This is a genomic window from Aureibaculum flavum, from assembly GCF_016406085.1.
Classification (GTDB): domain Bacteria; phylum Bacteroidota; class Bacteroidia; order Flavobacteriales; family Flavobacteriaceae; genus Aureibaculum; species Aureibaculum flavum.
Genome location: NZ_JAEHFJ010000004.1, coordinates 45,322 through 71,938, shown reverse-complemented (window position 1 = coordinate 71,938; position 26,617 = coordinate 45,322). Strand labels below are relative to the sequence as shown.

Here is a 26,617-nt window from a genome sequence, read left to right as displayed (position 1 = left end):
ATAAAAGTAAATCATCCTGTGGATGATTTTCTTTTTGAGACAGTTGATGCGGCTGGGAATGATAGGATCTAATGAAGTACTAATTATAATTCTAACTAGAGAACCGTAATTTGTTTTTGGTGAAAAATTTAACTGAAGTATAAAGTTCATTATTTTCCAACCGCATCAACTTTCTTGAATATTGCTTCAGCCACTGGCAAAACCAACAATGCCAACTATCCTATATTTCTTATATTTGTAGAAATGGCAACTATCTGCCAACGTTGCTAGCCATAAAAGAACGCTACTATGAAAAATTTAATAATTGGAATTGGAATTTTATTAGTTAGTTTTCCTTCATTGGGTCAGTCTAAAATAAATTTGAAATTAAAAAAGGAATTGGACAGTATTTTATTTGAAGACCAAAACTTAAGAACATTAATTTCATCTGAATTGTTGCAAACTAAATCTGATTCTCTTGCAACAGCCTTTAATATTGACAAGAAAAAATTGATTCCTTATATCATTAAACAAATTCCTATTTCTGATTCATTAAATTTAATTCGAATTGAACAAATTATAAAACAATTTGGTTATCCAGGTTTAACTATGGTGGGTCCAGAAACAAATGAAGCCGCATTTTATGTAATTCAGCATTCAACAAAAATTGATACCTATTTACCCTTAATAAAAAAGGCCGCCAATAAAAAAGAAATTGATTTTAAACTTTATGCCATGATGCTTGACCGTTCATTGGTTTACAAGCAAAAAGAACAGATTTACGGAACCCAAGGAAAAGGTTTTAACGTTTTCAATAAAACAACAGGAGAAAAGGAGTTTAAAAACATTATTTGGCCCATAAAAAACCTAAATAAAGTGAATCATTTGAGAAGAAAAGCCGGATTTACAAGTACTGTAGAGGAGAATGCAAAACGGCTTGGAATTGATTATTATCCGTACACCTTAGCAGACGTAAAAAAAATGCAACAAAGTGGTATGGATAAATAAAATCTGACTCAAATTGATGTCCTAGACCTTTAAATCTCAAGCACTCAGTAAGCTAGCTTACTGAGTGGTAAATAGCTATATATTTTCTTAAAAGTTTTCTTCTCAAAAGTTGATTTTAGAAAGGTAATGAAACCGAAGAATGAAGTTAGGCGAAAGCCAAACTCATTAAAGGTTCATGATTTCCTCTAAAAAACAATAAGAAAGTAATGAATAAACACTCTTTTTGCTAGCCTGTATCGAGAGAAGTCAAGATAATGATAGGAGTGGAGTGGAATGTGTGGAATGGAATATTTGTTAACTTAATGTTATTTCATTTTAGAATACTCAATTGGTTTTAGTTCATTGATTGCGTCGATTTTAAACTTATTAAATGTTTTTTCATTCATATTCGAATTATTTATACTCATTTGAATAAATGCTTTTTCTAAATTATCATTAAGAAAATATTTTTTGACGAATTGATTGTATTCATATATATATTCAGAATACATTTTGCTTGACTTTTCTAAAAATGCTTTTTTATATTTATTGGTGTTTTCGCCTCTAGATTCGTGTCCTGTTAATGGATCTAAAAGTTTAGACTTCCATACAATATTCCATGGAGCAGTAAACAAAAAAGGTTTTTTTGTTCTGCCAAAAATATGAGATACTTGATAATTATTTATTCTTTCTTTGTTTAAAGAATCTTTTTTAATTGTCTTTGAGTAATTCGTAATATTTTGTAATAAACGAGTAGGTTTATCGTTGTTACTTGCATCTTTTTTTATATTTTCATTATTTAATAAAATCTTATATAATTCTTGATACATTGCAGTACCATGTGCATCTCTACCGTATCCTCTTATATAAACATCCTCATTGTTTTCAATCGAATTAATTAATTCAATCCACTCATTTTTAACTTTTTTAGGATCAGGGTAAATTGTATCAATTTCAATACCAAATTCAATTATATCTGAAAAGTCAATTTTAAAATGTTCAAAAAATTTTTGATATGAATCTCTCATATAACATAACTTTATTAATTAAAATTTACTCTTATATTTTTGTACGAAATTAATAAGTTCTTTAGTTTATCATAAGCGATGACACAATCTTTTGTTAATCGATATATTTAAAACAAATAAGAACTGAATAAATTAGTATTTTATTAATATAAAAATTGTTGAAAAATACTTTATTTAATTATTTATATCACTCTATTTTTAGAATTAAAAATAATATTTTTATTTTCTTAAAATTAAAACTAAAAAATTGTTGATTTATGCATATTAGAACTAGTTTTAAAAAAATATTTGAAAATAATTCTTAAAAATAAAAAGAAATAATATGTTTTCTGAATTTTATATATTTAAGAATTAATTAAATTATTGTATTTTGTTATTTAAGTGTAAAATAAAATGGTAAATCAAATAAATAAGGGTACACCAATATCTGTACCATTAGAAAAATTGTTTTTAGATCCTAATAATTATAGATTCATTGATAATTCAAATTATGTAAGAATTAATAATGTAGAAATTCTTTCAGAAAGAATACAAAAGAGAACAAGAAATTTTATTCAAGGAAAAGGTATTGACGGAATTAGAGATTTAGTTAAAAGTTTTAAAAAAAATGGATACCTTCATGTTGATCAAGTTCAAGTTGAAAAAATTAATGATGAGTCCTATCGTGTTTTAGAAGGTAATAGGAGAATTGCAACTCTCAAATACTTAAAAGAGCAATATATCGATTCTCAAGATATTGGTAATTTAAAACAAGAATTATTTGATAACGTACCTGTTATTGTATATGATTCAGGTGATACTGTAAGTCACAGTATTATTATGGGTTTAAAACATATAAATGGCAATAAAAAATGGCCACCATTAAATCAGGCACAATTATTAAAGGATTTAAGAGAAAATGAAAATTTATCCGAAGATGATATTGTTGATTCTTTAGGAATTGGCAAATTAAAACTAAGAAAATCACTTAGAGCACTTAAATTAATAGATTTATATAAGAATAGTGATTACGGTGACCAATTTTCTACACCTATGTATGCTATTTTTGAAGAAACAGTAAATAAGCCAAATATTAGAGAATGGTTAGAATGGGATACAATAAATGATTCACCAATTTCAAATTATCGATTGGATCGATTCTTTACATGGATTTCTGCAGTTCAAGAGGATTATAATTATGATGACGATGATGATGACAATAGTAACGATTACGAAATAGTAGACCCTATTATTTCGAAAAGTTCGGAAATACGAGATTTAGCTGATTTTATTCAAGATGATAAAGCGGTTAAGGCAATGGAAGAATATCGGTCAGTATCCCAAGGACTTATTTTAAGTGATGTGGTTAGTAAAAATAAGTTGGATGGTTCAATAGATGTTATTGATCAACAACTCTCTATAACTTCTAGATTTATTCAATACTCGGAAGAAAGTCATGTTGAAAGCTTAACTGTAATAAAAGATAAAATAGATTCTATACTATTAAATAAAAAAGGAGCTTCTATTTCCATTAATTCTCCGTACGAACGACATAAATATTATTCGCATAGAAACAACCAGTATAGTTTGATAGAAATATTTAAATATAAAAAACTACAAAACATTAAACTAGAACATCTAAATAGAGTAAACATTTTTGCTGGAAAAAATAATTCTGGAAAATCATCTGTACTCGAAGCGATTTATTTGCTAACAAGACAAAATGATATTTATTCACTTCTAGATTTATATAAGAGAAGAGGTAAATTAAATTCGTTATCAGCAACTTGGTTTGAGAAACAATTAACTGAAGAAATCTCATTGTCTGGAATTTTTGAAAGTAATAATACTAGTGTTGAAATATTTACTGAAGACGAAGATGAAAATGATGAAATAGACAAATCTAATTATTTGAAAACATTACTCATAGAATCTAAATTTAATGATCAAGAATTAACAACAAAATATTTGCTACAAGATCAAGGGAAAAGCAAATCATTTTTTAAAAAAATACAGATTATATGTGATTCATATTTATCAAGTCCTTTTAGTCAACAAAACAAGGAAAACCTGTCATTATTATACTCTAAAAGTGTTGAAGATAAATCAATAAATAAAATTATAGATTTTATTAAGATTAATATTGATAATAATATTAATGATATTAATTATGTTGATGATTTGGACATTCCTCGATTTTTAGTTGATCATAAAAATTTCGAAGAATCTGTTGATTTAAGTACTTTTGGAGAAGGTGTACAAAGAATATTTTATATTGCACTTAATTTTGCTGCAGCTAAAAATGGTATACTTCTAATTGATGAGTTGGATAATGCTATTCATTATAGTTTATTAATTAAATTTACTGAATTCATTCAAAATCTTTCAGAAGAGTTTAATGTACAAGTATTCATTTCTTCTCATAGTGGTGAATGTATTAATGCATTTATTGAAAATGAATATAAGAACGAGTCATTATCATTTTATTCAATAAATACAGAAGATGTTATGAATCAAAAAATTAATTATTTCCCAGGTAAAGATTATGAAAAATTTCATTCTGTTTTAGGTGCTGATTTAAGAAATATATAGAGAAATGAATGGTATTTTAATTATTTGTGAAGGAAAACATGATATGGCGTATTTATCGCTCTTATTAGAATTATTAAACTTTTCAGAGTATAAAAAAAATATTAGTGATTTTGATCAACCTTTAAAGGATTTATTTATCAATCAAATAGGGAAATTTGATTATGACAATAACAGACTTAGAAAAGGTCCAAATTTACCAGTAATTTTCAAACAACCAAATAAACATCATCAATTCGCAATATTGTATGCAATTGATGGAATAAGGAATATAGAAAAAGCAAAAGAAGTTATCTTTAATTATCGAACAGCAATAGAATTTGGAGAGATTGATGAAAAGAAGAAAATTGATTTATCTTTATGTATGATATTTGATGCAGATGATGTGGGTATCGAAAAAAGAATTGAACAAATGATTGAACAATATAAAGATAAGATTGAAAACATTGAGAATGCAAAGCATAATATCATTATAGATGAAAACAAATTTAAATGCTTTGGAAGTTATATTATTGCAAATAATGAAGGGAAAGGTAATCTAGAAGATATTTTGATTGCTAATTTGAATAGAAATAGTAATCAAAAAGAAAAAATAGAAAATGCTAGTAAATATTTAAAAGGATTTACCTTTGAACGAACAAATGGAAAACCACCTATTATAGATGGAAGAAAAACTAATTCAGATTTTAATAAATCGTTAATAGCATTAACTGGACAATTTGAATTTTCTGGTTTAGATAATGGTGAATTAATTAGAAAACACAGTAGTTTGAAGGGGCTTTTGAGTGGTGATGCAAAGAGTAAGGAAATAATTTCATTACTAAAAGGTCTATTAAAAAAAGCTAGAGATTGATTTTATTATAAGAACAAGTAAAGGAATTTTACATGAACTGTATTTACAATCAATTGATTTAGAAAAGAAAAGAGAAATAAATATTTTCAAAATAATATTATATTTTAGAAGTTTCACTTAAAAATAAAATAATTTATGCCAATTACAGTAGTTGAACTTTTTGCAGGTGTTGGAGGATTTAGAATAGGACTTGAGGGGTACCCAAGAAAAGTAGATGCTAATTATAATGTATTATGGAGTAACCAATGGGAGCCGAGTACTAAAAGGCAACACGCAAATGAAGTTTATAAAAATCGTTGGCCTAATTCTAATCATAGTGATAAAAATATTGAAGAGGTAATTGAGGGTAATTTCGATGATATACCAGATCATGATTTATTAGTTGGTGGTTTTCCGTGTCAAGATTACTCTGTGGCAACTACATTAAAAAATTCTAAAGGTCTAATTGGTAAAAAAGGAGTTTTATGGTGGAGTATTGAAGCAATATTACGTAAAAAAGCAGAAAACAGACCACAATATCTTATGCTTGAGAATGTTGACCGATTATTAAAGTCACCATCAAAACAAAGAGGTAGAGATTTTGCACTTATGCTAACTTCATTAAACAATTTAGGTTATGCTGTAGAATGGAGAGTTATAAATGCTGCTGAATACGGAATGCCACAAAGAAGAAGAAGAGTTTTCTTTTTAGCTTATCGCAATGATACTGAAATATACAATAGAATTTTAGAAACTGAGAATAAAGAGGATTGGTTAGATTCAGACGGAATAATTGCGGGTGCTTTTCCTGTTAAAGAAATTGATAATAATATACGAATACAAAATATTGAAGCTGATTTAATTAGAGTTTCAAAAGAATTCAATTTAAACGGAAAGTTAAGCCCTTTTGAAAATTGTGGAGTGATGATAAATGGTGAATTTACAACTGCAAAAGTAAAACCAGATTATAATGGTGTTTATAGACATCTTGGAGATAAGGATATTTTAATCAATTTGAGTGAAGTACCTGAAGAGTATTTTGTAAGTAATGAAGATATTAACAAAGTAAGAGGCTGGAAATATCTTAAGGGTTCAAAAAGTGAAATAAGACAAACTAAAGAAGGATTTAAATATAATTATAGCGAAGGCAGTATGATTTTTCCTGACGCCCTAGATAATGCTTCTAGAACAATAATAACTGGAGAAGGAGGGAAGTCTCCATCAAGGTTTAAGCACGTAGTAGAACAAAATGGAAGATTAAGAAGACTCACTCCAATTGAGCTTGAACGATTAAATATGTTTCCAGATAATCACACTAAATTAGATGGAATTACTGATACCAAAAGAGCTTTCTTTATGGGAAATGCTTTGGTTGTCGGAATCGTTGAAAAATTGGGTGTAGAATTAAGCGAACGGATTAATGCAAATATAAACCAGGAACAATTTGCATAAAGATTTACCATACGATAAAACTGATCCGATTTCAATTGAATATTACGCCAAAGGGATATTAAATAAATCATTAAGAAATCTATACGGAAATAGTTTAAAAAATTTATATTCAGGTAAGGGAAAACTAGGTCAACTGGTTGAATCCTTATATTTTGGATATCAACCAAACTCAAATCCTGAACCTGATTTTCCCGAAGCTAGGGTAGAATTAAAAACAACTCCAATAAAAAAAAACTCAAAAGGTCTTGTTTCTAAAGAACGCTTAGTTTTCAATATAATAGACTTTGAAGAGGAGTATAAATATACTTTTAAAGAAAGTAGTTTTTGGAAAAAAAATAGTCTTTTACTTTTACTTTTTTACTTATATGAAAATGATAAAATAGATATTGACTACATATTTAAAATTGCTAGACTTTGGCGTTTCCCTTTGACAGACTTAAAAATTATTAAAGACGATTGGCATACAATTGTCGCTAAAATAAAAGCAGGAAAAGCTCATGAAATTTCTGAAGGCGACACATTATATCTAGGTGCTTGTACTAAAGGGTCTACTGCATTAAAATCTAAAAGAACTCAACCGTTTTCAAATAAAAAGGCACAACAAAGAGCTTTTTCTTTAAAATCCAAATATCTAAATTTTATTATTTCCAAAAGTTTAAAAGGAGATTACAGTTTAACGGAATTTGATGATGAATATCTACAGTTTTTAGAAGATGATAGTGATGTTATAAATGAACCAATATCTTCTTATGGCGGTCTATTTGATGACCATGAAGCGATAATTAAGAATATTTCAGACTACAAAAAAGGGCAAACTTTTGAAGATCTCATTATTGAAAAATTCTCAAAATATTATGGTTATTCAGAGCAAGAATTAATAGATGAATTCAAACTAAAAATTAATTTAAGAGCTAAGAATAAAAATTATGTTTTTGCAAAGTCCATTTTAGGTATTAATAAAGGTAAAATTGAAGAATTCGAAAAGGCAGAAATTGAATTAAAGACAATTAAACTTCAATCATCAGGAACTTTAAAAGAAAGTATGTCTTTTGCTCAGATAAAGTTTAAAGAAATAATTAATGAAGAGTGGGCTGAATCTTATTGGTATTCTATACTTACAAAACGTTTTTTCTTTGTTATTTTTCAAAAAGATAAAAATAATATTGCAAGACTCAAAAAAGTAATGTTTTGGACTATGCCTTCTAAAGATTTAGAAATTGCAGAGAAATTTTGGAATCATACTAAATCTTCCATTCAAAATGATGACTATGAAAATTTTTGGAAATTAAAAGATCATAAAATTTGTCACGTTAGACCAAAAGGAGCTAATTCTAAAGATTTAATGGAAACTCCGTTAGGAAAGTTTAAAAAAAAGAAGTGTTATTGGCTTAATAGTAGATATATTTTAAAACAAATAAGTAAATGATAAATACTGTAAATAAATCAATTTCGGGTTGGGAAATTAGAATACTAGATAATGGAACTACAGGAAGAAATAAGCCTAATCCAAATAAATTAAATTTTTTGTCAAATGATAAAACTTGTAAAGTAAATGGTTGTGAAAATCAAATTAACATAAGAAGAACTTCTGGCTTATGTGATGATCATATTGAACATGAACATGATTTACTTTTAGAATTAAGAAATCATGGAAATTTAATTGGTGTTCCTTCACATCAAGATATAATTGACGCACTAATGGATTGGTCATCATCTCGAAATTTTGGGTTGTTACCTTTCTTTTCAAGTTTATCATTTAATACTTTAGGTAATGTTCCTGATGTTTCTTCTCTAGCTGGTAAAACTACTCACAAAGGAATAACACCAATTACAATTGATTTTATTTTTGATGAGCTAATCAAAGTAGTAAATAATTTTTTTCCTATAAATAATAATTCATCATATCAACCTTTGAATACATCAAGAGGAGAAATACCTGCTATAGTTTTAGCATTTACTTTTGCTGGTTTATTAATTTGTGAAGAATCAAATAGAGGAGATAGGTGGTTTTCTAGAGTAATTAGAAAAGATGAATCAAGGACAACTCAATTGGGAGCAGCCATGCCTATCGCATATTTTGCAACTAGAATTTTTCCTTGGGGTGTTGAAATGAAGAATTCAGCTAGAAATCTTACTAGGTAGAAAGTGACTTTGGTTGATTATCTGTAATATTTTGTTAAATAAAAGCCAATCCTTTTTTTGACGGCCTCAGATAATTATGGTAAAATAGGACAGAAAGCGATAAGAAGACAGATTGAAAAAGCTAATGATTTAGGTTTCTACCAAAGGCTTGGCTTTCGCTTCAGTTAATTGTGCCGAGCTTATTTGAGCTTTTGCACTGCTTATAGCGGCTCTTGAATTTTAGAGCTACCATTAATCCTATGGATAAGGTAAATGTGTATAATGATTTAATTTTCATTTGTATAATGTTATTTTTTCTTTATTGTTATTAATTAGATTTTGTGTAAAAATTCATTCAGCAACAAATTGGGTAGTATTAGATTGCCGTCTTCTATTTTCTTTTAAGGCGTATTTTTTAACGAGTAATAAGGATATAATAGCTGCTAAACTATCGCTCAGCACAAAGGCAACCCATATACCAACCAAACCATAGCTACTATTTAATACATATGAGATCGGAATAAATAATAATACAGGACGAAGTATTGCTAAAAAAGTTGCGACTGTATTCTTTTGAATGGCTTGAAAGTAACGTGTTACCACCACTTGTATCATAAAAAAAGGGATAGAAATCACAAATATTTCTAAAGCAGATTTAGTAAGCGTTACAATTTCTGCATTATCATTAATAAACATACCTATAATAGATTCTGGGAAAAATGCTATAACTGTAATCCCTAAAAAGGCTGCAAAAAGCACAAAAACCAATACATATTTTAATGTTGTTAAAGCACGACCATACTGTTTTGCACCATGATTATAACTGATAATTGGTTGCATACCATCTCCTGTTCCCAGAGCGGTCATCATAAAAAACACATTAATTCCAAAAATAATTCCCATAACAGCAACAGCATCTGATCCTCCAGATTCTAATAACAAATGATTGGCAAATGCATTTTGAAAGCTCACTGAAATGTCCATAACAAATGGTGCTAAACCTACAGCAAGAATTGGTAGTATAATTTCTTTTTTAAGTTTAATCTGTTTCCAAACTAGTTTTACCAGACTTTTTCCGTTGAAGTAATAATAAAGCAAAAGCACTGCATTAGTTCCTTGGGCTATTACCGTAGCTAACGCCGCTCCTTGTACTCCCAAACCAAATATTTTCATAAAAACATAATCTAAACTAACATTGATTAGGGAAGAAATTAAAACAAGTTTTGCTGGTAAATGTGGATTTCCTTCTGCACGACAGGTAAATTCCAAAGCAATGAAAAAACTAAGTGGAAAACCTAAAATGATAACAAATAAATATTCTTTAGATAATTGCAAAAGCAGGTCTTCTGCACCAAATAAAATTAATATATCTTCATAAAAAAATAGACCTGCAGTTGTAAAAAGAACCATTACAATTAATAATCCTGCCAACATGGTACCAAATACTTCTTCGGCTTTATCTAAGCGATTTTCTCCTAAATATTTGGCGATTAAAATCCCCGCTCCACTACCAAATAGTAAAACAAATCCGAACTGAAAAAAGTTGATTGGAAATACTAAGGTTACTGCAGATATACCTTCTGCACCAACAAATTGACCAACAAATATGCGATCTACTACATTATAAAGTATATTAACGAGCATCCCTAAAACAGCAGGACCAACAAAAACGATCAATAGTTTTAAAATAGAATCCTCTTTAAGAGAATACGCTTTATTATTTTTACGAAAGAGACTCACAAACACCTGTTTCTTGTCTTTAAAGAAAAGAAATAGATTATGAAATATAGTCTTCAGATTACTCATTATGTTTTCGTGGTTATATAGGGACAAAGGTATATTGATAAAAGACTGTATTATACATTGTAATTTATGTATAATAGATTACTATTTAGGTTTTGCGTATCTTTAACATTTTAAACTGAATAACTACTGCAATGGAAGTCTTTAATGATATAAACAACTACTTTGTAAACGGTTTAGACCCTGCCAATGATTACTCCAATAGTTTTTACATTAGAAGAATGGCTAAGCCTGAAAAACTTGTAGAACCAGATAAAAAATTCTCTGGTCCACATAAACGAGATTTTTTTGAAATTGCTGTTTTAGAACGCAGTACAAAAAATATTCAAATAGGAAATCAAACCCTTCAGGATATGACCAATAGTTTAGCGATTGTTTCTCCATTTCAAATCATTAATTATAGTGAGATTCCTCCTAATGATGATAAAGGCTATATTCTTTATTTTAATGCATCCATTTTCACGAATCTAAATCAGTCTTATGGATTACAAAATGAATTTCCTTTTTTCAAAATGCATACCATGCCAATTTATCAACTATCAGATCTTGACTTTAAAAATGTTTTAAATCTAGCAGAAGAACTACATACTGAATCTAGAAGTTCTAAAATACATAATCGAGAAATAGTACGGTCTTTGCTTTTGGTCTTACTATACAAGATAGATAGAGCCACGCAACATAATAATGGTATTGTAACGATGAATCGATTTGATGCGATAATGTCTCAGTTTGAACAAGTGATACTGAATAGTAATAATCAATTTTTATCCGTTCAAGAATATGCTTCACAAATGAACATAAGTCCCATATACTTAACAGAATGTGTTAAAAAAGCAACGGGTAAAAGTGCTCAGAAAATTATTATTGATTATAAAATGTTATATGCGAAAACATTACTACACCAAATGAATAAATCTGTGGCAGAAGTTGCTTATGCCTTAAATTTCAATGAAGTCGCTAATTTCAATCAATTTTTTAAGCGAAATATGGGTATTACGGCTACACAATTTCGTAATAGAACGAATTAAGAACATTTTAAAAAATGCTCCTTGCAAAGCTACGGATGGGCTAGGAGTAGGGAAGAGGTAGGTTTTATTATTACAACGAGTTAAGGAAGTATATTAAATGAAAACCATTTAATTTATATGTTTAGCAAATAAAGACCGTTCAAAAACGACTGAAGATTACTTTAGTGAGCAATATTTTAAATATAGTCCAAAGAATTAATTGAGATTTTAATAGATAAGGTTACTTTATAGCTTTATATTGTTTTAAATAGAGTTTCAACCGCTTGAGATTGATTAACACATTATAATTAATTCTAAAAAAAATATTTTTTTTAACTCGTAAAAAATACAGATGTGGTAAGCAATGAAGAAGAACACAAACCTGAAGAATGGATCGTTAACGAAATTAAAGGCTTTGGATTCTCTAATTTACTAACTTCATTAAAATCAATGATTGCTATAGCAACGCTGAGTCTTATAGTTACTCAGGCTGAGGGGCAAACAAGTCTGGATATTGATTCACCATTAGAGGAGTCTGTGAATTTCGAGACTGCATATAGTAGCGAAAATCAGGTTGAAAGTATTGAGGCTACTAAAGTTTTCAATGCAAGCAATCTTGAGAATTTCTTACAAGAATTATTTAAAATTCCGAGAAAAGAAGATCTCAAAATGAAATATAGTGTTGATCCACTTACTATTAGTATGGCTGCAAAAGCTGGAAAATTTCCACTTTTCCCGCAAGAAGATGGTTCACTTGGCATCCCTGTGGTACCACTTTCTGATATGAGTGATAATACACCGAAAGAGTTTTTTCAGTATATGAAGTACTTCTTCAATAGTGGTATTGTTAAAGGCGGTAATGGTGAGCGGTCTTATGAAGGTTATGCACATACGCACATCGCGATAGCGGTTGATCCTGATAATCCCACATCTGTTGCGAAAATTAAGAAATTGAATGTAGTTCTGACTGCTAAAATTAAGGGTGATCCTGCAAATGGTATCTCGGGTTGGGCTGAAAAATATGGCCAACGTATTGATGCAATTGTTCCGATATATATTGATAATAAAAAAAGCGTAGCACACACAGATCCATTTTATGGGTATGATGATATTACTTTAAAAGATGGTGATATAATCGGGATTATAGGTGATCATGTTGCGTTATTAGATGATAACAATCAAGGTCTCCAAAAAATAGAAAATCTAATTCTCTTGATGGAAGCGGTTATTAAGGAAGAAATATACTTTTTGACGAGAGAAGATTATAGGAAAAAATATGTAGACAATAAAGACTAAAATTAAAGTAATAGTTTTTTTTTACAGTTTTTCCAACCGCATCAACTTTCTTGAATATTACTTCAGCCACAGGCTAAAGCAACAATGTAAAATATGTCAAATAGCTACGCTATTCGCAAATATAAAAGTTCTGTTTTTAACGAGCCGTAATTTAGTTCACGCTATTCTTATTTTTTTTATGGAGTTCATGAATACTTCGTATTTGCTTTAACATATTTCATAAAATGGAATCATCCAGTGGATGATTGTATTTTTGAGACAGTTGATGCGGCTGGAATAGGATTTAATATAGAACCAATTGTAATTCTGTTTAGAGAACCGTAATTTATTCACGTTATTCATATTGTTTTTTAAAGGAGTTCATGAATACTTCGTATTTGCTTTAACATAATATCTGTCGATATAAAACACTGGCGTGTTATTATATCTGATATTATGTCAATCAGCAAGCTGACCGCAAATTAATTTTGTTTTGTTTTAAACGAGCCGTAATTTGCTTTAACATAATTATTGACGATATGAGCCTAAAGGCATCATATCTATAATTATGTAAAATAGCCGCAAAAGCGTCTATCCGCAAATTACTTTATTTGTCCTATAATTTATATTATGTTAAATAGAATATTTCAAAACCTCCTCCGCTATTATTTACTATCTTTAACCATATTCCATAACCTAAATCCTTCCTATTCCTATGAAAAAGTATGTGACAGCAATGACATCTAAGAAATTTATGCTTTGCATACTTTTATTTAGCTTCATTTTTTCAGCTACATCCCAAAGACGACGAGGTATTATTTTTAATAAGAAAAAGAAGAAAAAACCATTGACTGAGCAGGTTGCAGTTTACACAGGTAAAATATGGGAACATCCAACGCGTTCTGGGTCAATTTCTTACGAAGTAAACGGAATTCAAGCCCTGTTCCAAAAAATGAACAACTATAATAAAAAAGACAAAACGATATTCCGTGCGATAGTTAACAATATTGATCCGAAAACGGGTACTAAACGAAATCTAAATAATGATATCTATATTGAGTTTTACGGTCCATGTGCACAGCAAATTAATTTAATTGGTGGTTTAAACTTTGATCGAAGTACAATAATTGATGACTTTAAACAAAGTAAAAACGTGGAAGACCTCCCTATTCACGATTTATTAGCAGCAATTACCAAAGGATTTAAAGCCCAATGTGAATCGTTAGAAGCAATTATTATTAAATTTAATGTTTACTCAAACGGAGAAACAATTGAATATGCCGGTACATTAGATAATTCGAACAATTGGAAATTGAAAAATGGTGTTGATACTACTAATGATTATTATACCATCAACATTGATGCAAAAGAACCGAAATCTGATTCAGAAAAGTACTTCTACCCTGACACAAAGTTATTAACTGTAAAATATAGTGGACCTTGCGAAATTAATCCAACATTAGCTATTATACCCACTTTTATAGACTACAAGCAAAATCAGAATTATCAACGATCTGAAAATCTATTGAATTTTAAAGCTGCCGCTAATGATGCAATTAAACAGTATCGTAAACAATGCCCAGACGTAGAGGAAATTAAATTTACCTTAGCCTATATGCCTGCCGACTATACATGTAAGGAAGGAACCGACTGTATGATAAAGGCGTCAAAAGCTACCAATTGGAAAATTGATAACTCAGATTTTAGCTATGCATTATATGATGGCCCAATCCTCGATTCTTATACCGAAGTAATGGATCATTTAGAACGGAAAGATTTTGAACCCTTAGAACATTATTCGCCGTTATTTAAAACCTTTTACATCGATTATTTAGTCGCCTATGGCGATAATTGTAAAAGTTTTTTGAAGGAACCGTGGAAAATAACGACAGTCACATATCGGCAACATTATGATAGTAATGGTTTTAAATCTCATATAGATGATGTTGGTCCGCCAGTAGATGTCTTTATAGAGAAAAAATACTTATCTACATATAAAGCCTTTGAAAAAGATTATGCCTTAAATATGTTATCCAAAATATTTACTGGTAATGTAAGAAATACAGTGAATCAGATGAAAAATTCGGCAATGTATAGATATAAAGCAATTCAATTTTTAGAAGGTCAGATTTCAGGAAAATGTAATTCTCCTAAAATTCAAGGCCTGTACAAAACCATGCAAGAACTCGCGGAAACAATGAAATAACTGTGCATATAATACAATTTAAATAATGAAGGAGAATTGTAGTTCTGCCCTACTCTTAGAAATCAAATGCCACATTCAATTATTAAAAAATCCCATACATGAACACATATACAGGATTTATTAATGTGTGATAGAAATAACTAATGTAAATGGCGATTTTATAATTCAAGGTCTTGATGCTGGCGAATATAAAATCAGTATTGAACACTATGGTTTTGACCCTTATGATTCCACCGATGCGTTACTAGTAAAAGTGGGGACTGCTTTAGATCTTGGAACCATAGAATTGTTGGAAACGACATCATAAGCATAAGCACATTTACTTTATAAATAGAAAAAATCCCTCTTTGTTAACATTGAGGGATTTTTAATTCCTAAGATTGTATCGAGAACTGTTTAAATAATTGCTTCTCGATACATTTATAGTAAAGTTATCACTTTACTATAACCACTCGAAGTGACGTCCCTTTCATAATTACATCTATAGAAACAAGTCCTTCCCGTCCGTTCGAGTGATCTTGAGGGACGAATCCCGACGCTTTGGGAGTATCGAGAACTGTCCAATTCGAGTTAAGATATACCAAGCCACTTACTTCTCGATACTCCCGACACTTCGGGGTTTACTTTGCTATCGCAAATTAAAAACACTCGAAGAGACGTTCACTAAAAAGTTAAATATTAACGTCCGTTCGAGTGATCTTGAGGGACGAATCCCGACGCTTCGGGAGTATCGAGAACTATTCAATTCGAGTTAAGATATACAAATCACTTGCTTCTCGATACATTTATAGTAAAGTTATCACTTTACTATAACCACTCGAAGTGACGTTCACTAAAAAGTTAAATGATATCGTCCGTTCGAGTGATCTTGAGGGACGAATCCCGACGCTTCGGGAGTATCGAGAACTATCCATTTCGAGTTAAGATATACAAACCACTTGCTTCTCGATACATTTATAGTAAAGTTATCACTTTACTATAACCACTCGAAGTGACGATAAATTAATGATTCTAACTAAAACTTATCCGTCCGTTCGAGTGATCTTGAGGAACGAAAGATATTATCGAGAACTGTCTAATAGGAGTTAAGATATAAACCACTTGCTTCTCGATACATTTATAGTAAAGTTATCACTTTACTATAACCACTCGAAGTGACGTTAAATTAATGATTCTAACTAAAACTTATCCGTCCGTTCGAGTGATCTTGAGGAACGAAAGATATTATCGAGAACTGTCCAATTCGAGTTAAGATATACAAACCACTTGCTTCTCGATACATTTATAGTAAAGTTATCACTTTACTTTAACCACTCGAAGTGACGTTCACTAAAAAGTTAAATGATATCGTCCGTTCGAGTGATCTTGAGGACCGAAAGATATTATCGAGAACTCTTACTTAAATTTCTTCTTAGCCAGATTAGGAAGCAAATCATATTCATCATTTATCAACGCTTCTTTTTTCGCTCTTGACCATTTTTTAATTTGCTTTTCAGTAACTATAGCTAAGTTAATATCGGTAAATTCTGCATAAAACACTAAAACTACTGGACGTCTTTGGTAAGTATAACTGCCTTTAAAAATACCATTTTCATGTTGAAATATTCTTTTGGTCAAATCCGAAGTTACTCCAGTATAGTAAGAATCATCATTACATTTTAATATGTAAACAAAAGAAAGTTGCATTTAGTAAAACTAGGTATAATTATTTAAAAATAAAACCTTTCCGTCCCTAACCGTTTGGTCTATTGATATTGAAATTACTTCTCGATACATTTTTACTTTACTGTCGCAAATTAAAAACACTCGAAGTGACGTACAATATATGTTTGTTACTTAAAAGTTAAACCTATCCGTCCGTTCGAGTGATCTTGAAGAATGAAAGATAGTATCGAGAACTTTTAAGTAACGTGATAAACGCTTCTCGATACATTTTTCAATATGCTACCGCATTATTAAAAACACTCGAAGAGACGTATAATTTATAATTGTAACTAGAATTCAAACTTCAACGTCCATTCGAGTGATCTTGAGGAACGAAAGATAGTATCGAGAACTGTCTAATTCGAGTTAAGATTTACAAACCAATTGCTTCTCGATACATTTATAGTAAAGTTATCACTTTACTATAACCACTCGAAGTGACGTTCAATAAAAAGTTAAATGATACCGTCCGTTCGAGTGATCTTGAAGAATGAATCCCGACGCTTCAGGAGTATCGAGAACTGCTTAATGAAAATCACAACAAATAAATTTCCAATCTCTACGTTAATAAAAGAGATAATGATCACTATTATTTTAACTAACCAATGATTTCAAGAAAAAACATCATTTTTCTTATAATTAGTTCATGTACTATACTTTCAAGTTTTGGTCAACATTCTGTAGCTAGAGATTGGAATGAGCAATTACTAGATGCCATCCGTAATGACGTGGCTAGACCAACATCACATGCCCGTAACCTTTTTCATAGTTCCGTGGTTATGTATGATGCTTGGGCTATTTTTAATGATGAAGCAGAAACGGTATTACTAGGAAAAAAATTAGGCAACTACACCTCTATTTTTAACGGCATTCAACAAGCTGACAATACGGAAACTGCCGTTCACGAAGTGATGAGTTACGCCTTATTTAGGCTATTAAACCATAGATTTCAAAATTCACCTTTGGTCAGCACCACTAAAAAATCCTTTTTAGACCTTTTCATTTCTTATGGCTATGACGCTAATTTTACAGCAACTGATTATAGTACCGGTTCTTATGCCGCTTTAGGTAATTATTTAGGAGCAGAAATGATTGCTTTTGGTTTGCAAGACGGGTCTAATGAAGCCAATAATTTTGACAATCAGTTTTATCAACCTGTAAATACACCCATACAACTAAACACCTATACCGAAAACATTGATATCGATCCCAACCGTTGGCAACCCCTCGCCTTTGATGTATTTATAGATCAAAGTGGGAATGTTTCCAATTCTAAAACACCTGATTTTCTAGGTCCTGAATGGGGTCAAGTAACGCCATTTTCATTACAACAAAAGGATCTTAAGGTGTTAAACCATAACTTTAATAGTTATGTATATAATAACCCGGGGCCACCACCTTACATTAAAAATTCAAATGAAGACGGAATTGATGATGCCTATAAATGGAACTTTTTATTGGTTGCTGCTTGGTCTGCACATTTAGACCCGACTGACAACACATTAATTGACATTTCACCTGCTGCCATAGGCAATGCAGATATTGAAAATTTTGAAGATACCTTTGTTGCCTATAAATCCTTTTACGATTTTACGGATGGTGGAGATTCAGGTACCGGTCATGCATTAAACCCTGTTACTAACCTACCGTACGCTCCACAATTGGTAAAAAGATCTGATTACGCACGTGTGTTGGCTGAGTTTTGGGCAGATGGTCCTGATTCAGAGACACCTCCGGGACATTGGTTTACCATCTTAAATTATGTAAACGACCATCCATCACTTGAAAAAAGATTAGGTGGCGAAGGTGCTCTAATGAGCGATTTAGAATGGGATGTGAAATCGTATGTAATGCTAGGCGGTGCCATGCATGATTGTGCGGTGAACACGTGGGGAATAAAAGGATATTACGATTATGTACGCCCTATTTCTGCCATTCGATATATGGCCAGTAAAGGACAAAGTACCGATAAAGAATTACCGAGTTACAATGCCCATGGTATTCCTTTGGTAGACGGATTAACCGCTGTTATTGAAGTTGGTGATGCCTTGGCAGGAACCAACAATGAAAATGTAGGTAAAATAAAAATATATGCTTGGAAAGGTCCCGACTTTATTGACAATCCTGAAACTGATGTTGCTGGTGTCGATTGGATTCTAGGAACGCATTGGTGGCCATATCAACGTGGTACCTTTGTGACGCCACCTTTTGCAGGCTATGTTTCTGGACATTCTACCTTTTCTAGAGCGGCTGCTGAAGTAATGACTCTACTTACCGGAAATGAATATTTTCCTGGAGGAATGGGAATTTTTGATATCAAGCAAAATGACTTTCTCGTTTTTGAACAAGGTCCCACGCAGGACTTAACCTTACAATGGGCAACCTATAGAGATGCCTCAGATCAAACAAGTTTATCACGAATCTGGGGAGGAATTCATCCACCAATTGACGATATAAGAGGGCGGAAAATAGGAGAGAAAATTGGCATTGAAACTTTTAATTTAGCAGTCAAGTATTTTAACGGAGAGGACATTAACAGTGGTGACAGCAACAATGAATGGAGCCTCTTCCCTATTCCATTTGACAATGAAATTACACTACAACAAGAAAACGCTGATACTTTTCAAATTGACATATTCACTTCTACAGGTAAACTGATATATAACAAGAACATAGAACAACAAACCAATACTATTACATTAAGCTTAATGAACCTAAATAAAGGTGTATATTTCACTAAAATTACAAGTAATTCTGACCATTCAGTTCATTACGAAAAGATAATCAAACAGTAAGTAATTCTTATATTATAAAGTATTAAGATCGTGTAACCTGAATACCTGTACGCGATAAATCGATATCTACAAAACGAGCTAAACTATTGGGTGGGTTGCTAATTAATGTTTGCCTTATTTTACCGGCAGCCTCTTGGTCTTTGGCAATGATAAAAATATAACCACCACCACCAGCACCGGGTAATTTAAAAGCAGAAGTATAGTCTTTAATTAAAGTCAGTATTTGTTGCACTTCTGGTGGATTAGTACCCGCATCCAATTGCTGATTCTGCACCCAAGTTTGAGCAACACAATTACTGAAATTGGTAAAATTACCACGCTGTAATGCATCAAAAGTGTCAAAAGCATGCTGTTTTATCTCTCCTAAAAGGGTGTTATTTTTGTTTTCATTGAGAAACATACTTCTTACAATTTCAGACAAAATGTTTTTTGCAACCCGTGTTATTCCTGTATAGTACAGCAACATCCGTGCTTTGTGCTCAGGCTCAGAAAAGATAAACTCTGGTGCCCATTTAATTTCAGGAAGTTGACTACTCCCCTTTTGCGTATGTATTAATTTTATACCTGGTAAAACCCCACCATATTGATCTTGCCAACCCCCACCAGTGGTTAATAACTGCTCTAACACCAAGGTTCTATGACTAATTTCATTGGGATTCCATCCAAAACCACAAAAGTCAGATAAAGCACCTAAAACGGTAGCTGCTAATATAGAACTTGTACCCAAACCTGAACCCTTAGGAATAGCTGCCAAGGTAGATATTTCAATACCACAACCAAATTCTTTCAATTGATCAGAAAGACTGTTATAGCTCTTTTCTGAATAATTAGGATGAAAACCCGCAAGACTTAAGGCTACTTTGGGAATTGAAAATGCAGAACCTATTTCATTAAATTGAGATAACTCTTCATAGGTGCTAATATCTTCTCTAGTGCCAATGTCAATAGATCGCAAAATAATTTTATACTCTTTTGAAGGCTTTATATACACCTGTAATGGTGGTTGACCATTCAATTCTATTGCCATATTCACCACAGCTCCACCATGTATTAAACTGTACGGAGGCGTGTCTGACCAACCGCCAGCAAGGTCTATTCGTATGGGACTCCTACCCCAAACAATCTGATCTTGATACACATTTAATTTAGGGTGTAAATTATTAAAAGACAACGTATTAATAATGTTTTCTTGAAGTACTTTAAAGGCTTTGTGCTCTTCTGTACTAAAGTCTTTATTTTGATATTGTTTTACTTTTGCTTGAAACATAAACTCATGCATTTGTAAAAACGGATCAGCAGGATCATGATCAAGAGACAGTACCAAATTGTCCTTAGCAACTCGCTTTGCAACATCATCTAAATCGATCTGGTAAAAAATACTTTTCTTATAGTTTTTATGAAGCAAACTATAATTATCTTTTCGAAAAGCTTCGCGTCCTATATACAACCTGTTTAAATTGGCTCTATTACTTATCTGTGAAGCAGAAATACGCTCCACATTCATATATTCCATGGTAATACTAGGGTCATTACCGGAAATCATAAACGAAATAAGCTCCTCGGTTAAATCCACTTTACGTACTACCGGAAAAATAGCGGCATCTTGAATGTCTGTTTGTTTGTCAATAGACAACTCATCTAGTGATAGATTTCTATCTGACAACCATGTCTGGAAGCTTTGTTCTAACCAAAAGGTTTGCTCATCACCAACCGCTCCTCTAAATTTATCATTAAACCCGTACGGTCGTATGCAATATAAATCATCATCAACAGGTACAATGTCTAAACAAATGCCTTTCTGTAAATTGAGGTTCCAATCATTAAAGGGAACTCCAGTAATAATATGATCAGAGGTCAATTGCCAATTAGCTCCAATAAATGAATTTTCTAACCATAAATTACGCTGATCAGCATGTAAACTAACTTTTACATCTGCATTTTGAATAAACATAGAAGGATGTGGCTTTGCATCCTTATGCAAAATAGAACGTTGATCTAACACTCTGTTTTGGATAGCTAAGGTTGATGAAATCAACTCTTTACTGGTCCCAAAATGATAAAACTCTCCGTTGGGTAAAGGCAATATAGCAACGGTAAGCTCATTCACTTCTGGAGCATCACCACCTTCTTTTATCCCCATTTTTAATCCGAAATCACCATATAAATCATAGAAGTTCAATGGCTTTTCAGTTATTAAATTTCCTTGATCATCTTTACTGTATCCAGACTGTTTTACCAACACCTCAATAGCTCTATCACTCAACACCCAAATACCAACATCCATTAAATACAATTTATCTTGCGATAATTCTTGTAACTCATGTGTGGGAGGCTTTTGAAGCATATAAAGCAACTCTTCCGGATTGCTTTTATTACATATAAAAACCCCGTGATTACACGCTAATTCCGCATTTACCCATAAACCATAACAGGCAACATCAACATCTGGCAATTCATTAATCTGCCCTTCTGACCGGATATACACATCACCGCTAGCCACAAGTGTATTTAGGTTTTTAGGTGTCTTTTTTAAGATTTTCTCATATAATGGAACCTGTAAGTCCAATAAATTCTGATCAATTTGCTGACCTCTTTCCCATCGAAAAACGGGTATAGGTGTCAATATTTTTCCCGAAGGAGCATATCCGGGCAAGCGTCTACTTTGTCCACCAGCATGAATTAAAATTCTCTTTTCTTTACCTAGCCATTGGCTAAAACTTTCCGATTTATCATCTACCCAACATTCTTTCAACAACCAAGCTGTACCACCTCCAGAACCTAAAGGTGTATTTTCAGGGTCTGCTGCACAAAACCATTCATCGTTATTTTTATCTTCAATTTCATGAAAATAGCTGATCAGATTAGTAGGCAAAGAGAGTAATTTTTTCATGAGATAAATATACTTTATTAAGTATTTACAATTATTGGATTATCATATTTTATTTGAGCTACTATTTCTAACGAACACTAAGGTTATTTATTTGTTAAAAATTAAGCATTTAATTAAATCACCTTATATAATTACTCTAATTTTGCCCGATGCAAATAAAAAAATCGAGTCAGATTGAATTTATCGCCTTAATGGCGTCATTAATGTCTGCTGTAGCACTAGCTATAGACGCATTATTACCTGCATTATCGTATATAGGCATCACTATTGGCACTTTACAAGAAACAGACAATCAATTGATCATTATCATGATCTTCTTAGGTTTAGGGATAGGCCCTTTATTGTTCGGTCCTATTTCTGATAGCTTAGGCAGAAAACCTGTGGTTTATATGGGATTTGGTTTATTTATAATTGCCAGTTTTGTTTGTATTTATGCGACCAGCTTAAACATGATGATTGCCGGGCGAATTTTACAAGGAATTGGACTTTCAGCTCCTAGAACCATTGCTATTGCTATGGTTAGAGATAAATATAGTGGAGATTATATGGCGAGAATTATGTCGTTTATTACCGTTGTGTTTTTACTAGTGCCTACGGTGGCACCTGCAACTGGAAAGTTTATTCTTGACCATTACAATTGGCAAGCTATTTTCTATAGTCAATTGATATTTAGCGTATTAATATCCATTTGGTTTTGGAAACGACAAGATGAAACCTTAGCCGTTGAAAATCGATTACCATTTTCTTCGCATATCTTTATGAATGGCTTAAGAGAAATAGTAAAACATAAAACAACCATTGGGTATACCGTAATTTCGGGATTTATAACAGGGGCTTTTATTGTGTATTTAAGTGGAAGTCAACAAATATTTGAAAAACAATATTTAATGGTCGATCAATTCCCATTTATTTTTGCAGGATTAGCTATTGCAGTAGGTACAGCCACTTTTTTAAACGGCACCTTGGTATTGCGTTTCGGCATGGAAAAACTGGTTACTTTTGCGTTGCTAGGCTTTTTGACGTCGTCCTTTCTGTATTGTATATTCTTTTACAATACAGGCAATCCGCCTGTAGCCATTTTAATTGGATTTTTTGCTTTACAATTCCTATCTATAGGATTCCTTTTTGGAAACTTAAGAGCGTTAGCAATGCAACCCGTAGGCCATATAGCTGGGATAGGAGCTGCAATTACTGGTTTTATCTCCACGTTAATGGCAGTATCCATTAGCACCTATATTGGTAGGTTCATAAACGACACTGCCCTTCCCCTATTTGTTGGATTCTTTATCTGTGGTATGCTTGCTTTTATAGTATTATTACTTTTAAAAAGAGGAAAACTCAGGCTTTTTGCACCACATATTAAAGAGGTATGACAATAAGGTATAACGTATACTGTTTTAGTTACCCAAAAACGATAACTGTTTTTACAACCATTCCAAAAAATAATCCATCATTTCTTCTTTAAGTTGACGATGCAATTTCGTATAGGTACGCATATCATTACGCAAATTATGTTGGTCATTTTGCAGTCTACCATCCACTTCTTCGTTTAAATCAGCAGCTTTAATACTCTTAATTTTTGCCTTACACCGATGTTGTAATTTAGAAATGACGTCTTGCTCTATCATTATCTTATTTTGAAAACTTTCCAAAGGAACTAAAGCCTTCTTACTGAACTCTCTACTAGCTATCTCTTCAAGTTTTTTTTCAAACAAATCCATTTCCTTGGCATGAAACTTCAATTCTCGTCTCCAAATCTCTAAATTAAATTTTAAATCGCTTAAATACAACACTTTGGTCTCCATATTACTATTGTTTTAAATTACACATTAATGATTTACTAATTGTTGTTGCACATTACTTGGCACAGGCTGATAAGCCGAAAATTTAGAGCTAAAAGAAGCTCTCCCTTGTGTTAAAGAGCGTAAACTAGTGGAATAGCCAAAAAGCTCCGCAGCTGGTGCTATACATTTTAAAATTTGATAATGTCCGTTACTTTCAACACTTTGAATAATGGAGCGTCTCGATTGTAAATCGGTCATCACATTCCCAACCATCTCTTCAGGTACTTTTACGGTTAATTCTTGTGCGGGTTCTAATAATTTTGGGTTCGCATTTAAAAAAGCTTCTTTAAACGCATGTGCTCCCGCAATTTTAAATGAAATATCGTTAGAATCTACAGAGTGCATTTTTCCGTCATAAACCATTACACGCACATCTCTGATATACGAATCCGTTAGTGGACCCGATTCCATCACCTCTAAAACCCCCTTCATTACAGATGGTAGGTATCGCAAATCAATAACCCCTCCTACAATACAATTATAAAAAACAAGCTTTCCACCCCAAGGTAAATCTACTTCTTCCTTACCTCTAATATTAAATCCTTCAGGATCTGGCATCCCCTCTTCCCAAGGTTCAATTTTCATATGTACTTGAGCAAACTGTCCTGCACCACCAGATTGTTTTTTATGTTTATAACTAGATGTTGATGATCGTTTTATTGTTTCTCTATAGGTGATTTTCGGTTTTTCAAAGCGTACTTTTATGCCATATTCATTCTCTAACTGCCAGTTTACAATGGCCAGATGTAATTCCCCTTGACATCCTAAAATTAACTGTTTCGATTCTTTCGCATAATGAATAGTTACAGTCGGGTCTTGATTGTGAATTTTCTTTAAAGCCTCATTTAATTTTTCTTCATCCTTTTTATTCTCCGCCACAATAGACCTGCGGATTCTAGGCTCTGGGTATTTTATAGGTTTGATAGTTATGGATTTACCAACCTCGTGAAGCGTGTCATTAGTTTCCGTATATTTTAATTTCAGGGTAGCTCCAATATCTCCAGCAGTTAATTTTGAAACAGGTTCACGCTTTTTACCATCCATAATAAACAATTGATTGATCGCTTCCGTTTCTCCATTTCTAGAATTTACCATTTTATCATTTACGTTAATCTCTCCTGATACCACCTTGAAATACGTGATTTGACCTAAATTAGGCTCGTTAAGCGTTTTAAATACAAATAAACTTGTTGGTGCTTCTTTCTTACCGATAATATCTTTGCCTTCTAGAGTTTGCTCAATATTTAAATCCGCTGCCGCCGGAGCTACATTATCTATAAAGCCCATTAAACGGCCCGTACCCATATCATTTAAAGCAGAAACACAAAATACAGGAAACAACTCTTGTTTCAACATCCCGGCTTTAATCCCTTTTCGCATCTCATCTTCATTCAAAGTCCCTTTTTCAAAGAATAACTCCAACAATTCATCGTCATTTTCCGCTGCTTTCTCAATCAATTCATTATGCAGTTTATTAGCCAATTCGATCTGATCATCTGGGATTGGTAATTTCTCTGGCTTACCACCGGTAGGTTTAAATTTATAAACTTTCATTTTTAGAACATCAACAATACACTGTGCCCCATCTATTTTTATAGGGTATTGAATTTTCATCGCATTTTTCCCAACCAACGAGGTTATGCTCTTAAAACTCTCATCAAAATTAGCATTGATATGATCTATTTGATTGATAACAAAAAGTGTGGGTTTACTATATCTATCTACATAATTCCATATGATTTCTGTACCTATTTCTACTCCATATTGTGCATTTAACACGGTAACAATAGTATCAGCCACCCTAATTGAAGAAATAATTTCACCAATAAAATCATCTAAACCAGGAGTGTCTATAATATTTATTTTGTAGTTTCTCCATTCCGTATGTAAAGGCGTGGCAAACACAGAATTACCCCGTTCTTGTTCAACCTCATGAAAATCTGATATCGTGTTTTTCGTTTCTACCGCTCCTCTTCTATTGATTAGTCCCGCTTCGAAAAGCATAGTTTCTGAAAGTGTTGTTTTACCACTGTTGTGAGCCCCTACAAAGACTACATTTTTGATATGTTTGTCGTCATATATTTTCATAGTTATAGATTTAGGAATTAATTAGAAGCCTAAAGCTA

The 26,617-nt window shown here is 31.8% G+C and carries 18 protein-coding genes; 12 read left to right on the top strand and 6 right to left on the bottom strand.

What is annotated here, in order from left to right; all coding sequences use genetic code 11:
- The first annotated feature begins 288 nt into the window (after positions 1-288).
- Positions 289-987, top strand: coding sequence for a DUF6624 domain-containing protein (locus tag JBL43_RS09105; RefSeq protein WP_198841145.1), 699 nt, complete (start codon positions 289-291; stop codon positions 985-987).
- A gap of 305 nt (positions 988-1,292) precedes the next feature.
- Here JBL43_RS09105 and JBL43_RS09100 read toward each other — a convergent pair whose 3' ends face one another.
- Entirely contained in the window at positions 1,293-1,994 is a 702-nt protein-coding gene (locus tag JBL43_RS09100) for a PM1201 family protein (protein WP_198841144.1), read from the bottom strand.
- Between the two features lie 393 nt (positions 1,995-2,387).
- Between JBL43_RS09100 and JBL43_RS09095 the strand changes: the two genes are divergently transcribed.
- The 5 genes from JBL43_RS09095 to JBL43_RS09075 all read left to right on the top strand — a co-directional run bounded on the left by JBL43_RS09095 (position 2,388) and on the right by JBL43_RS09075 (position 8,988).
- The gene (locus JBL43_RS09095; RefSeq protein ID WP_198841143.1) at positions 2,388-4,565 is read left to right on the top strand and encodes an AAA family ATPase; all 2,178 of its coding nucleotides are present in this window, start codon (positions 2,388-2,390) and stop codon (positions 4,563-4,565) included.
- Between the two features lie 4 nt (positions 4,566-4,569).
- Positions 4,570-5,415, top strand: a complete 846-nt coding sequence (locus JBL43_RS09090; protein ID WP_198841142.1) for a DUF3226 domain-containing protein — start codon at positions 4,570-4,572, stop codon at positions 5,413-5,415.
- A 135-nt stretch (positions 5,416-5,550) separates the two neighbouring features.
- Positions 5,551-6,846, top strand: coding sequence for a DNA (cytosine-5-)-methyltransferase (gene dcm, locus JBL43_RS09085; RefSeq protein ID WP_198841141.1), 1,296 nt, complete (start codon positions 5,551-5,553; stop codon positions 6,844-6,846).
- A complete protein-coding gene (locus JBL43_RS09080; protein ID WP_198841140.1) occupies positions 6,839-8,272 on the top strand; it encodes a MutH/Sau3AI family endonuclease in 1,434 nt (477 codons plus the stop codon). The genes dcm and JBL43_RS09080 overlap by 8 nt, the downstream gene beginning before the upstream one ends.
- On the top strand, positions 8,269-8,988 hold the full coding sequence (locus JBL43_RS09075) for a hypothetical protein (RefSeq protein ID WP_198841139.1): 720 nt from the start codon (positions 8,269-8,271) through the stop codon (positions 8,986-8,988). Before JBL43_RS09080 ends, JBL43_RS09075 begins: the two co-directional genes overlap by 4 nt.
- A gap of 330 nt (positions 8,989-9,318) precedes the next feature.
- Here JBL43_RS09075 and JBL43_RS09070 read toward each other — a convergent pair whose 3' ends face one another.
- Positions 9,319-10,773 (bottom strand): MATE family efflux transporter, encoded by a 1,455-nt coding sequence (locus JBL43_RS09070; protein WP_198841138.1) that lies wholly within the window; start codon positions 10,771-10,773, stop codon positions 9,319-9,321.
- A gap of 131 nt (positions 10,774-10,904) precedes the next feature.
- Between JBL43_RS09070 and JBL43_RS09065 the strand changes: the two genes are divergently transcribed.
- The 4 genes from JBL43_RS09065 (at position 10,905) to JBL43_RS09050 (ending at position 15,565) form a co-directional block, all read left to right on the top strand.
- Positions 10,905-11,798 (top strand): AraC family transcriptional regulator, encoded by an 894-nt coding sequence (locus JBL43_RS09065; protein ID WP_198841137.1) that lies wholly within the window; start codon positions 10,905-10,907, stop codon positions 11,796-11,798.
- 516 nt (positions 11,799-12,314) lie between these two features.
- Entirely contained in the window at positions 12,315-13,073 is a 759-nt protein-coding gene (locus JBL43_RS09060; protein ID WP_198841136.1) for a hypothetical protein, read from the top strand.
- A gap of 694 nt (positions 13,074-13,767) precedes the next feature.
- The gene (locus tag JBL43_RS09055; protein WP_198841135.1) at positions 13,768-15,258 is read left to right on the top strand and encodes a hypothetical protein; all 1,491 of its coding nucleotides are present in this window, start codon (positions 13,768-13,770) and stop codon (positions 15,256-15,258) included.
- A gap of 127 nt (positions 15,259-15,385) precedes the next feature.
- The gene (locus JBL43_RS09050; RefSeq protein WP_198841134.1) at positions 15,386-15,565 is read left to right on the top strand and encodes a carboxypeptidase-like regulatory domain-containing protein; all 180 of its coding nucleotides are present in this window, start codon (positions 15,386-15,388) and stop codon (positions 15,563-15,565) included.
- Positions 15,566-16,653: 1,088 nt separating this feature from the next.
- Here JBL43_RS09050 and JBL43_RS09045 read toward each other — a convergent pair.
- Positions 16,654-16,944, bottom strand: a complete 291-nt coding sequence (locus JBL43_RS09045) for a GIY-YIG nuclease family protein (RefSeq protein ID WP_198841133.1) — start codon at positions 16,942-16,944, stop codon at positions 16,654-16,656.
- 623 nt (positions 16,945-17,567) lie between these two features.
- Here JBL43_RS09045 and JBL43_RS09040 point away from each other — a divergent pair.
- Positions 17,568-19,757 (top strand): T9SS type A sorting domain-containing protein, encoded by a 2,190-nt coding sequence (locus JBL43_RS09040; RefSeq protein WP_198841132.1) that lies wholly within the window; start codon positions 17,568-17,570, stop codon positions 19,755-19,757.
- A 22-nt stretch (positions 19,758-19,779) separates the two neighbouring features.
- On the opposite strand, the gene JBL43_RS09035 is transcribed toward JBL43_RS09040, so the two are convergent.
- A complete protein-coding gene (locus JBL43_RS09035; protein WP_317193448.1) occupies positions 19,780-22,665 on the bottom strand; it encodes a bifunctional fucokinase/fucose-1-phosphate guanylyltransferase in 2,886 nt (961 codons plus the stop codon).
- Between the two features lie 131 nt (positions 22,666-22,796).
- Here JBL43_RS09035 and JBL43_RS09030 point away from each other — a divergent pair, with 131 nt between their 5' ends.
- Positions 22,797-24,020: a multidrug effflux MFS transporter gene (locus JBL43_RS09030; RefSeq protein ID WP_198841130.1), complete on the top strand. Its 1,224-nt coding sequence runs from the start codon at positions 22,797-22,799 to the stop codon at positions 24,018-24,020.
- Between the two features lie 51 nt (positions 24,021-24,071).
- Here the strand turns inward: JBL43_RS09030 and JBL43_RS09025 are convergent, their stop codons facing one another.
- Complete coding sequence (locus JBL43_RS09025; protein ID WP_138949893.1) at positions 24,072-24,452, bottom strand: hypothetical protein; 381 nt, start codon at positions 24,450-24,452, stop codon at positions 24,072-24,074.
- Positions 24,453-24,476: 24 nt separating this feature from the next.
- Complete coding sequence (locus JBL43_RS09020) at positions 24,477-26,579, bottom strand: elongation factor G (RefSeq protein WP_198841129.1); 2,103 nt, start codon at positions 26,577-26,579, stop codon at positions 24,477-24,479.
- Between the last annotated feature and the right edge of the window lie 38 nt (positions 26,580-26,617).

What these genes read in the sequence shown, in the direction of transcription:
- JBL43_RS09090 (WP_198841142.1), top strand. Translation starts at nt 4,570, where the DNA reads ATGAATGGTATTTTAATTATTTGTGAAGGAAAACATGATATGGCGTAT.
- JBL43_RS09070 (WP_198841138.1), bottom strand. Translation starts at nt 10,773, where the DNA reads ATGAGTAATCTGAAGACTATATTTCATAATCTATTTCTTTTCTTTAAA.
- dcm (WP_198841141.1), top strand. Translation starts at nt 5,551, where the DNA reads ATGCCAATTACAGTAGTTGAACTTTTTGCAGGTGTTGGAGGATTTAGA.
- JBL43_RS09030 (WP_198841130.1), top strand. Translation starts at nt 22,797, where the DNA reads ATGCAAATAAAAAAATCGAGTCAGATTGAATTTATCGCCTTAATGGCG.
- JBL43_RS09055 (WP_198841135.1), top strand. Translation starts at nt 13,768, where the DNA reads ATGAAAAAGTATGTGACAGCAATGACATCTAAGAAATTTATGCTTTGC.
- JBL43_RS09045 (WP_198841133.1), bottom strand. Translation starts at nt 16,944, where the DNA reads ATGCAACTTTCTTTTGTTTACATATTAAAATGTAATGATGATTCTTAC.
- JBL43_RS09075 (WP_198841139.1), top strand. Translation starts at nt 8,269, where the DNA reads ATGATAAATACTGTAAATAAATCAATTTCGGGTTGGGAAATTAGAATA.
- JBL43_RS09020 (WP_198841129.1), bottom strand. Translation starts at nt 26,579, where the DNA reads ATGAAAATATATGACGACAAACATATCAAAAATGTAGTCTTTGTAGGG.
- JBL43_RS09065 (WP_198841137.1), top strand. Translation starts at nt 10,905, where the DNA reads ATGGAAGTCTTTAATGATATAAACAACTACTTTGTAAACGGTTTAGAC.
- JBL43_RS09105 (WP_198841145.1), top strand. Translation starts at nt 289, where the DNA reads ATGAAAAATTTAATAATTGGAATTGGAATTTTATTAGTTAGTTTTCCT.
- JBL43_RS09095 (WP_198841143.1), top strand. Translation starts at nt 2,388, where the DNA reads ATGGTAAATCAAATAAATAAGGGTACACCAATATCTGTACCATTAGAA.
- JBL43_RS09025 (WP_138949893.1), bottom strand. Translation starts at nt 24,452, where the DNA reads ATGGAGACCAAAGTGTTGTATTTAAGCGATTTAAAATTTAATTTAGAG.
- JBL43_RS09040 (WP_198841132.1), top strand. Translation starts at nt 17,568, where the DNA reads ATGATTTCAAGAAAAAACATCATTTTTCTTATAATTAGTTCATGTACT.
- JBL43_RS09100 (WP_198841144.1), bottom strand. Translation starts at nt 1,994, where the DNA reads ATGAGAGATTCATATCAAAAATTTTTTGAACATTTTAAAATTGACTTT.